This is a genomic window from Kocuria aegyptia, from assembly GCF_039530085.1.
GTDB classification, from domain to species: Bacteria; Actinomycetota; Actinomycetes; order Actinomycetales; family Micrococcaceae; genus Kocuria; species Kocuria aegyptia.
On the sequence record NZ_BAAAOA010000001.1, the window covers coordinates 1 to 9,337 of the forward strand.

Here is a 9,337-nt window from a genome sequence, read left to right on the forward strand (position 1 = left end):
GCCTGCCCGACTGACCACCCGACCACGAACGAGAACCCCCAGGACCGCGGCGCCCTCCCCCGACAGGCAGGGCGCCGCGCCGGGCCCGGGTCAGTCGCGGGCGGGGTGCTCGGCGAGCACCTGCTCCACGAGTTCCGGATCGCCGCCCCGGACGTCCCAGTTGCCGGTGCGGTCGTGGTAGGCCCGGGCGGCGGCCGTCACGTTGTAGCGACTGGCGTCGCGCGGCGGGTCGGAGTGCTCGAGCACGTGCAGAAGGTACGTCTCGGCCTGGGCGAGCGCCTGAGGATCATGCATGACGGTTTCCTTTCGGTAAGGTCCGGGCCCCTGCCGACCCGATTTGATCAGCCAACTGACGAATTCTAGCCGACACGTCCCGGCGATGCACCGGCCCTCCGCCGGATCGGCTCAGCGCAGGTCCAGCTCCTCCAGCTCCTCGTAGAGTTCGGCAGCGCGGCCCACCCGTCGTCGCCCCTCCGGGCCCGTGGCGGCCAGCACACCATCGGCGAGCACCGACACGAGGCTCATGGCCGCCGCGTAGGAGTCGAACGGCCCCACGCCGTCGAGGGGGCACTCGATCCACAGGTCCACGGCCGACGCGTGGCGCCGGGCCGTGCTATCCGCGAGCAGGACGGTCCGCGCGCCCGAGGCCGCACAGACCTCGACCAGACGCTCGAATCCGAGGGGGCGCCGCCGGAAGCCGAGCAGGACCACGACGTCCCCCTCGCCCACGTCCACGAGCTCCTCGCCGAGGGTCTGGCCCGGCAGCGGGGCGAGCCGGACCCGGCCCCGCGCCTGCTGCAGCTGCTGCTTCAGGTGCAGTGCGACCGGGTAGCTGTTGCGCAGGCCGATGAGCAGGACCGATCCCGCGTCCGCCAGCGCGCGCACGGCCTGGGCCGGGCGGTCCTCCCCGCCGGGTCCAGGGCCTTGCGCAGGTTCTTGAGCTCCTGCTCCAGGTGCTGGCTCAGCTCCGGGTCCGCGTCCGGACCCAGCGGCACGCCCTGCTGGCGCAAGGTCCGGGCCGTCTCCCGGAGGTCGGTGAAGGACTCGAAGCCCAGATGCCGGTACAGCCGGGAGAGGGTCGCGCGGGACACGCCGCTCATCTGCGCCAGCTCCGCCGAGCTGTACAGGGCGAGGTCGTCCAGGTGGTCCAGGATCAGGTCGGCGGCCCGCCGCTCCTGGGGCGAGAGCCCGGCGTAGTGCGCGTGGATGCGCTGTTCGATCGACACCCTCACCACCCTAGCGACCGCCGGGACCGATCGCGGGAGGCCCTGCGGCGGCACCGCTGACGCCCCGGTTGCTAGCATGACCAGGTATGAAGGGTTCCCTGGCCCCACACTTCCCCCTCGCACCCATGGACGGCCCCGCCCCCGGCGGACGGTCCGGGAGCGTGTCCATCCAGACGGCCTTCCCGGACCCGGTGCTCCTGGAGCTGCCGTGGGGCATCCCCCTCGAGCAGTGGCCGGAGGACGTCCTCGCCGCCTTTCCCCGCGGCATCTCCCGGCACGTCGTGCGCTTCGCCCACGCCGGCGAGAAGGTCGTCGCCGTCAAGGAGACCGTCCCCCACTACGCCCGGCACGAGTACGCCACCCTGCGCCGGCTGCAGCGCATGGGCATCCCGTCCGTGGTGCCGGACTCCGTGGTCACGGACCGCTACACGCCCGAGGGCGAGCCACTGCCGGCCGCCCTGGTGACGGACCACCTGAGCTTCTCCCTGCCCTATCGAGCCATCTTCTCCGCCGGCCCCAGCGCCGCCACGGTCGAGCGGCTCGTGGACGCGCTGGCCTCGCTCATCGTGCAGCTGCACCTGTCCGGCTTCTACTGGGGGGACGTCTCGCTCTCGAACACGCTGTTCCGCCGGGACGCCGGGGCGTTCGCCGCCTACCTGGTGGACGCGGAGACGGGCGAGATCCACCCGGAGCTCACGCGCGGCCAGCGGGGGTACGACATCGAGCTGGCCCGCACCAACGTGGCCGGGGAGATCATGGACCTGCTCGCGGGGGCGGCCGAGGAGGGACACGACATCGCGGACGTGGTGGACCCCTTCGAGGTCTCGGACCGGCTCGTCGCCACCTACGAGTTCCTGTGGCGCGAGCTGACGGTCGAGGAGTCGTTCAGCATGGACGAGCGCTGGCGCGTGGTGGAGCGGGTGCGCCGGCTCAACGAGCTCGGCTTCGACGTCGAGGAGGCCTCCATGGACACGGTCGACGGGCGGATCCGGCTGCGCCCGCAGGTCGTGGAGCCCGGCCACCACACCCGCCGTCTGCAGCGGCTCACCGGCCTCGGCGCCCACGAGAACCAGGCGCGCCGGCTGCTGACCGACATCGCCCAACTGGGACAGGACCTGTATCCGGGCCTGCCCGAGGAACTCGTGGCCCAGCTGTGGATGCGCGAGGTCTTCTCCCCCATCATGGAGGCGGTCACCCCGCCGATGCGCCGCAAACTCGAACCCGCCGAGATCGTGCACGAGGTGCTCGAGCACCGGTGGTTCCTCTCCGAGCGCGCCGGCAAGGACGTGCCGACGCACGCGGCGGTCGAGGACTATGTGTCCTCGCAGCTGGCCCAGCGCCCGGACGAGCGTGAGGTCTTCTGAGCCGGGAGCCGGCCCGGACGGGTCAGGGCCGGTGCGCCTCGAGCATGCCGGTCAAGGTCCGGTGCACGCGCCGGGGCCAGTCCTCTCCCAGGCTCCCGTACCGGGCCACATGGGAATAGGCGGAGCCCAGCACGAAGTCCAGGACGACGTCGACGTCCAGGTCCGGGCTCAGCCGCCCCGCTGCCGTCTCCGCCGCGATGAGCTCCTTGAGCCGCTCCACCCGCGGCCGGACCAGGTGCGCCCGCAGGATCCGGGACGTCTCCGAGTCCGGGTCGCTCAGCAGCGAGACCGCCACCCCGATGCCCATGTCGTGGAGCAGGAAGTCCAGCGCCTCGGCGAGGCCCTCGTCCCAGCTCGCCGAGGCACTCGGACGCTGCGGTGAGTAGGTGGCCACGGCGTCCTCGAGAGCCCCTTCGAGCATCTCCAGGCTGTTCGCGTAGCGGCGGTAGATCGACGTCTTGGCCACGCCGGAGGCCGCCGAGACCGCCTCGATGCTCACGCGGTGCGGTCCGCCCTCACGCAGGAGGGCCAGTGCCGCCGCGGTGATCTTCTTGTCGGTGGTGACGGTCCGCGGATCGGTCCGGTCGTCGTCGCCCATCGGTGCCCTCCTGCTCGCCGTCCGCCGCCACAGCGCTCAGGCGGTCTTCCAGTCCTCGATGGGCCAGTGGTTCTTCCGGGCCAGCCGGTACAGGGGCAGATCGGGGTTCACGGTGTAGGGGTGGCCCATGAGCAGCAACCAGCTGGCGTCCGCATGGGAGTCCCCGTAGCCGTAGGAGCGGGAGAGATCGTAGCCGCCCTGCTCGGCGTACTTCTTGAGCCACTGGGCCCGCGCCTCGTCGACCAGGGGTGGAGCGGCGAGGTAGCCGGTCATCACGCCGTCGCGCTCGTCCATCCGGCCCGCCACGACCTCGTCGAAGAGGTGGGCGATCGGCTCCACGAGCAGGTCGATGGACCCGGTGACCAGCACCGTGCGGTGCCCCGCGGCGCGGTGCTCCTCGATCCGGGCCAGGGCTCCGGGACGCAGGAGGCGGCGCATGTCCTGGCCGAGCGGACCGGCCGCCTGCTCCCGCACGGTCCCCGCGGGCACGCCCTGGTAGCGGCGCATGAACGCCCGGATGAACTCCCCGCGGTCCCGCTTCTCGGCCTTCAGGTAGGTCGGGGCGCTCGAGACGAGGTCGGCGACCTCCGCGGGCCACTTCGCCAGGTGGAGGGTCCGGCGGCGCAGCTGCAGGTACTGGCGGATGACCGTGGAGTCCAGGACCGTGCCCTCGAGGTCGAAGACCGCGAGCACGTCCGTGCCCTCGCTCAGCCCCCGCCTGGCCGTGCTGCGCCGCTTGGACGCCGCCTGGAGCCGCCCGTAGGCCTTGGTCATCGTGGTCAGCGCCGGCAGGTGCACGTTGTGCCAGTAGTCGGCCCAGTCGATCGAGCGGGCGTCGAAGGTCCGGTCCTCGGGCGTGCCGGCGGGCAGCGAGTCGTTGAGCTGCCGCGTGTTGGCGTCGTCGAAGATCATCTCGGTGCGCGTGTAGGACTGGTAGAGGTCCACGTAGGTGCGCAGGGAGCCGAGGCCGGACTGCATGCGGTGCAGGGAGGTGGCCCACTCCCGGGTCCGGGAGGTCGCGGGCAGCGCCGAGGTGATCCGGCCGCCCACGGCGGAGAGCTTCTCCTTGACCGCCAGCGAGCGCTCCACGGCGTTGTTGGCCGGGAACTTCCACTCGGGCACGCGGATGGGCTTGCCGTCGGCGTCCTCGAGCGGATGGGCGAGGAAGAAGGACCGGACGTTCTCGTACATCTGGTGGAACGGGAGCGGGTTCGAGGCGCCCGAGCAGACCTGGTAGTAGGTGGGGGCGGGGTCCGCCTGCCCGCCCGGGGTGACCGCGCCCGAGGGGGCGCGGTGCCCCTGAGTGGCCAGCGCCACGATCGCGTTGACCACGAAGTCGACGGGGATGACGTCGAGCACGGAGTCCGGCAGCCCCGGGAACTCCGGCAGGGCCCCCTTGGCGTAGGCCATGATCAGCGGGTCGGCCACCTTGTAGCCGTCGATCCAGCCGGGGTACGGGTGGCGCAGCGCGGACTCGATGATCGAGGGACGGACCACGGAGAGGCGGTGGCCGGCGCCCGCCCACTTCTGCTCGGCGACGCGCTCGCCCAGGGCCTTCGTGAAGGTGTAGATGTCGGTCCAGCCGAGGGACTGCGCCCGGGTGCGCCCGTACTCGACGAGGCGGGTGCGGACCCACTCCTCGCGCGCGGCCTCCGCGGCGCGGGCCACCGACTTGGGGCCCTCCTTGCCGTGCTGCGCCGTGGCGTCGTCGATGATGGCCTGCAGCCGCTCCGGGGTGCGGGAGGCCATCTCGGCCTCGTCCCGCGCCCGCTGGGCGGCCTCGAACTCGGCGGCCCAGTCGACGTCGTGGTCCACGGGCGCCTCGGGGCGCAGGCCCTTGGCGATCCCGCCCACGTAGCAGGTGGAGACATGGATGACGTGCGGGTCCTGACCGGAGGCCAGGAGTGCGTCGTAGAGCCCGGTGGCGCCACCGACGTTCGTGCTGAAGGCCTCGTGGATGGGCGGGTCGAAGGACACCGTGGAGGCGGAGTGGATCACCACGTCGAAGGGCTCGGTGATGCCGGCGAGCGCCGAGAGATCACCTTCGAGGACCGCCGTGCGCTGCGCGAAGACCCGCTTGGCCTCGTCGTCGCCCAGCTCCTCCCGCCAGGTGCGGAATGCGGGCTTGCGCAACAGCTGCCGCAACCGCTGCTCCCCGCTGATGCTGCCCTTGGGGCGGACGACGGCGGTGACGTGCACACCCTCGTGGGCGGACAGCAGCCGTTCGAGCACCGCCTGCCCGAGGAAGCCGGTGGCTCCCGTCAGCAGGACGCGCGTGGTGGGGGTCTCGGTCAACGGTGTTCCTCCGGTGGTGTACTGGGCCGCCGTCGGTGCGGAGCGGGCGGGGGGCTGCGGGCGGGCCCGGCCCGGCGGGCGACGACGGCACCCCCTCGAGCGGACCGCACCCGGCTACGCTACGGCTACCGTAGTGTAGCCTAGATCTCATGCTTACCGCTCTCGTGACCGGGGGGACGTCCGGCATCGGTGCCGCGTTCGCCGAAGCCCTGGCCCGCCGGGGAAATGCACTCGTCCTGGTGGCCCGCGACGCGGACCGCCTCGAGCAGACGGCGTCCAGGCTGCGCTCGGAGCACGGTGTGCCGGTCGAGGTCCTGACCGCCGACCTCTCCGACCGCGCCGACGTGGACCGCGTCGCCGCCCGGGTCGAGGACTCCGAGCGGCCCGTGGACGTCCTGGTGAACAATGCCGGGTTCTCCGTGAAGACCCGCTTCGCCGACCCGGACATCGGCGCCCACGACCGCGCGTTCGAGGTCATGTGCCGGGCCGTGCTGGTGCTCTCCTCCGCCGCGGCCCGGGCGATGGCGGCGCGCGGCTCCGGTTGGATCATCAACGTCTCCTCCACCGCGGGGCTGGTCACGATGGGGTCGTACTCGGCGATCAAGGCCTACACGACGGCGTTCACCGAGGCCCTGGCCGTCGAGCTCCGCGGGACGGGCGTGCACGTCACCGCCCTGCTGCCCGGCTGGGTGCGCACGGAGTTCCACGCGCGGGCCGGCATCAGCGGCACCTCGATCCCCTCCTTCATGTGGCTCAGCCCCGAGCGCGTGGTCGAGGAGGCCCTCGACGACGTCGCCCGCGGCAAGGTGCTCTCGATGCCCTCCAGGCGATACCGCCTTCTCGGGTTCGCCCTGCGCCACCTGCCGCGCTCCGCGGTGCGCCGGCTCTCCGGGATGGTCGCCTCCGCCCGCCAGAAGGAACGGGCGGCGGGGTCGTGAAGCGCCGCAAGGACCACGATCCGGCTGCGGTCCGGCGCTCCATCGACGGCGGGGGCAGCTCCGCCGCCGCCTCCGAGCCGACGCCGGCCGCGCCGCCCGCCTCCTCCGCACAGCTGGATCCCGCGCGGTTCCGCGACCCCCGGCGCCGGCTGGCCCGGCGGATCGCCCAGCGGATCTTCCTGCACGGGCTCGCCTACCGCACGATCCGGCGCACAGTGGTGACCCACCCGGCGGCGGAGGCCCTCGACGGACCCTGCATCGTGTTGGCCAACCACTCCAGCCACCTGGACGCTCCCCTGGTGCTCGGCTCCGTGCCCCCGCGCATCCGTCGCAACCTCGCGACCGGGGTGGCTGCGGACTACTTCTTCACGGCACCGCACAAGCGCCTGTTCACCGAACTCATCTTCAACGCGTTCCCGGTGGACCGCACCGGCACGGGGGCGAACCGGGGGCTGTCCAAGCAGCTGCTCAAGGCGGACGTCCCGCTGCTGGTCTTCCCCGAGGGCACGCGGTCCCGCACGGGCAAGATGGCGTCCTTCAAGATCGGCGCCGCGGGTCTCGCCAAGGCCGTGGGCGTGCCGGTGCTTCCTGTCGCCCTGATCGGCGCGCACGAGGCCATGCCCTACGGCACCCGCTGGCCGCGCCGCGGCCGCCCCCGCGTGGTGGTCGCGATCGGCGAGCCGCTCCGCGCCCAGCCGAAGGAGCCGACCGCGGCCTTCAACGAACGCATCGAGGCGTCGGTGCGCGCGCTCTACGCCGAGCACCGCCCGCGCATCGACGCCTGAGCACCGCCCCCCTCCCCCGAGAACCAGGAGAGTACTGCGCAGATGGCACACGTGAAGCACATGAAGTGGTGGGGGTGGGGCGAGGAAGGCGTGCACTTCGAGTACGCGAACAAGCCCGCCTTCGCCCCGTTCGTCAAGCACGCCCTCGACGTCGACCTGCGGCCCCGGCAGCGCGACACCATCGACTTCGCCACGGTGAACGTCCCCGCCTCCCGCGCCGAGAACGCCCTCCTGGAGGCGCTGACCGCCATCACCGGCGCGGAGTACCTGGCCCTCGACGACGAGCTGCGGATCGTGCACTGGGCCGGCAAGTCCGTCACCGAGCTGCTCCTCACCCGCGCGGGAGACTTCGCGCGGGTGCCGGACGTGGTCGTGTACCCCGGCACCGAGGACGAGGTGGCCCAGGTGCTGCGGCTCGCCGTGGAACGCGACTTCGTGGTCATCCCCTTCGGCGGCGGCACGAGCATCTCCCGGAGCCTCCAACCCGACCCGCGTGAAGAACGAACGATCGTTTCCCTCGATTTGGGGCGGATGAACCAGGTGCTGTCGATCGACGAGACCTCCGGACTGGCCACCATCCAGGCCGGCGTGCTCGGCCCGGACATGGAGGAGCAGCTCAACGCCCGCGGGTGGACCCTCGGGCACTTCCCGGACTCCTTCACGCACTCGACCCTCGGTGGCTGGGCCGCCACGCGCTCCTCGGGCATGCAGTCCGACAAGTACGGGGACATCGCCGACATCGTGCGTGGCCTGCGAGTGGTGCGCCCTGGCGGCACCGTGGTGCTGCGGCCCCTCCCCTCGACCTCCACGGGGCCGAGCCTGCGGGAGATGATCATCGGCTCCGAGGGCCGGCTCGGCGTGATCACCCAGCTGGACGTCCACGTGCACCGCATCGCCGAGCACCGCGAGGTCATTGCGTACATGTTCCCCACGTGGCAGCAGGCGCTCGTCGCGATGCGCGAGATCGCGCGGTCCGGTGTCAGCACCACCTTCGCGCGGGTCTCCGACGCGCACGAGACCGCGTTCTCCCTGTCCACCCAGAAGGCCCCCGCCACCCTCAAGAAGAAGGTCACGGCCAAGGGGCAGGACCTGCTGTGGGAGGTCATGCGCCGCCGCGGCTGGGACACCGACGCGATGTGCATCGCCTACGTGTGCTTCGAGGGCAGCAAGGCCGAGGTCCAGGGCGGGAAGAAAGCGGTGGCGGGCATCGTGAAGAAGCAGGGCGCCCTGGTGCTCGGAGCGGGCCCCGGCGCACTCTACGACCAGAAGAAGTTCGACACCCCGTACCTGCGCGACTTCCTGCTCGAGCAGAACACCATCGGCGACGTCTCCGAGACCGCCGCCCCCTGGTCCCGGCTCACCACGGTGCACCAGGCGGTCTACGACGCCGCGCAGCGGGCCTTCGAGTCGCAGGGCAAGACCGGATGGATCATGTCCCACATGTCCCACTCCTACCACGCCGGGGCCTGCCTCTACTTCACCTTCGGCTACGAGATCGGCGAGGACCCGCACGGCGAGTACGCCGCCATCAAGAGCGCGATCCAGCAGGCGTTCATCGACGCCGGGGGCACGCTGTCCCACCACCACGGAGTGGGTCTCGAGCACAGCCCGTGGATGGAGCAGGACGTCTCCCCCGAGGGCGTGCAGCTCATGCGCAGCCTGTTCGCCGCCGCGGATCCGGGGGGTCACTTCAACCCCGGCAAGATCGTGGGCTGAGCTCCTCGGCCCCACATGGGAACAGGCCCCCACCGACACCGGTGGGGGCCTGTTCCCGTGCGGGACCTCGGACGTGGACGAGCCCTCACCACCGTGCGCACAGCCGGACCCAGCGGCTCGGCGCGGTCCACGGCATCAGCACAGGCCTCGCTGCAGTGGTGAGGGCCTGTGCTCTTGGAGTCGCGTTGCCTGGCGGCGCAGGCGCGGAGGCTGCGCCGAGAGGGGCGAGGACGCGCTGCGCAGTGGCCAAAGGGCCGTCCCGGGCAACCGCGCCAAAGGGCCGTACCGGGCAACGGGTGAGGGGTTGGTGCCGGTGGTGGCGGGTCCGGTGGGTGTGTCCCGGGGGTCGGTGGGGTGGGTGGTGAATGCGGGGAGCCCCCGCACCGGTGTGGTGCGGGGGCTCGACCCTTCTGGT

General features: G+C 72.0%; 9 protein-coding genes. 4 read left to right on the forward strand and 5 right to left on the reverse strand.

All coding sequences use genetic code 11. The annotated features are described in order from the left end of the window. Positions 1 to 90: 90 nt before the first annotated feature. The 3 genes from ABD220_RS00005 to ABD220_RS00015 all read right to left on the reverse strand — a co-directional run bounded on the left by ABD220_RS00005 (position 91) and on the right by ABD220_RS00015 (position 1,226). Positions 91 to 294, reverse strand: a complete 204-nt coding sequence (locus tag ABD220_RS00005; RefSeq protein ID WP_344118674.1) for a hypothetical protein — start codon at positions 292 to 294, stop codon at positions 91 to 93. A gap of 111 nt (positions 295 to 405) precedes the next feature. Further along, positions 406 to 885, reverse strand: coding sequence for a MurR/RpiR family transcriptional regulator (locus tag ABD220_RS00010; RefSeq protein WP_344118676.1), 480 nt, complete (start codon positions 883 to 885; stop codon positions 406 to 408). Further along, positions 810 to 1,226, reverse strand: coding sequence for a MurR/RpiR family transcriptional regulator (locus tag ABD220_RS00015; RefSeq protein WP_344118679.1), 417 nt, complete (start codon positions 1,224 to 1,226; stop codon positions 810 to 812). Before ABD220_RS00015 ends, ABD220_RS00010 begins: the two co-directional genes overlap by 76 nt. 161 nt (positions 1,227 to 1,387) lie before the next feature. Here ABD220_RS00015 and ABD220_RS00020 point away from each other — a divergent pair, with 161 nt between their 5' ends. Then, complete coding sequence (locus tag ABD220_RS00020; protein WP_344118681.1) at positions 1,388 to 2,590, forward strand: DUF4032 domain-containing protein; 1,203 nt, start codon at positions 1,388 to 1,390, stop codon at positions 2,588 to 2,590. Positions 2,591 to 2,612: 22 nt separating this feature from the next. Here ABD220_RS00020 and ABD220_RS00025 read toward each other — a convergent pair whose 3' ends face one another. Beyond that, the gene (locus tag ABD220_RS00025) at positions 2,613 to 3,188 is read right to left on the reverse strand and encodes a TetR/AcrR family transcriptional regulator (RefSeq protein ID WP_344118683.1); all 576 of its coding nucleotides are present in this window, start codon (positions 3,186 to 3,188) and stop codon (positions 2,613 to 2,615) included. A gap of 36 nt (positions 3,189 to 3,224) precedes the next feature. Next, positions 3,225 to 5,483, reverse strand: a complete 2,259-nt coding sequence (locus ABD220_RS00030; protein WP_344118684.1) for an HAD-IB family hydrolase — start codon at positions 5,481 to 5,483, stop codon at positions 3,225 to 3,227. A 149-nt stretch (positions 5,484 to 5,632) separates the two neighbouring features. Here ABD220_RS00030 and ABD220_RS00035 point away from each other — a divergent pair, with 149 nt between their 5' ends. Genes ABD220_RS00035 through ABD220_RS00045 form a run of 3 tightly spaced genes read left to right on the forward strand, consistent with a single transcriptional unit; the run spans position 5,633 to position 8,922 of the window. Beyond that, on the forward strand, positions 5,633 to 6,421 hold the full coding sequence (locus ABD220_RS00035) for an SDR family NAD(P)-dependent oxidoreductase (protein ID WP_344118686.1): 789 nt from the start codon (positions 5,633 to 5,635) through the stop codon (positions 6,419 to 6,421). Then, positions 6,418 to 7,206, forward strand: a complete 789-nt coding sequence (locus ABD220_RS00040) for a lysophospholipid acyltransferase family protein (protein ID WP_344118688.1) — start codon at positions 6,418 to 6,420, stop codon at positions 7,204 to 7,206. The genes ABD220_RS00035 and ABD220_RS00040 overlap by 4 nt, the downstream gene beginning before the upstream one ends. Before the next feature lie 42 nt (positions 7,207 to 7,248). Then, positions 7,249 to 8,922: an FAD-binding oxidoreductase gene (locus ABD220_RS00045; RefSeq protein WP_344118690.1), complete on the forward strand. Its 1,674-nt coding sequence runs from the start codon at positions 7,249 to 7,251 to the stop codon at positions 8,920 to 8,922. Positions 8,923 to 9,337: the final 415 nt, after the last annotated feature.

Coding starts and splice junctions, on each gene's coding strand:
- ABD220_RS00005 (WP_344118674.1), bottom strand. CDS start 294: ATGCATGATCCTCAGGCGCTCGCCCAGGCCGAGACGTACCTTCTGCAC.
- ABD220_RS00025 (WP_344118683.1), bottom strand. CDS start 3,188: ATGGGCGACGACGACCGGACCGATCCGCGGACCGTCACCACCGACAAG.
- ABD220_RS00035 (WP_344118686.1), top strand. CDS start 5,633: ATGCTTACCGCTCTCGTGACCGGGGGGACGTCCGGCATCGGTGCCGCG.
- ABD220_RS00045 (WP_344118690.1), top strand. CDS start 7,249: ATGGCACACGTGAAGCACATGAAGTGGTGGGGGTGGGGCGAGGAAGGC.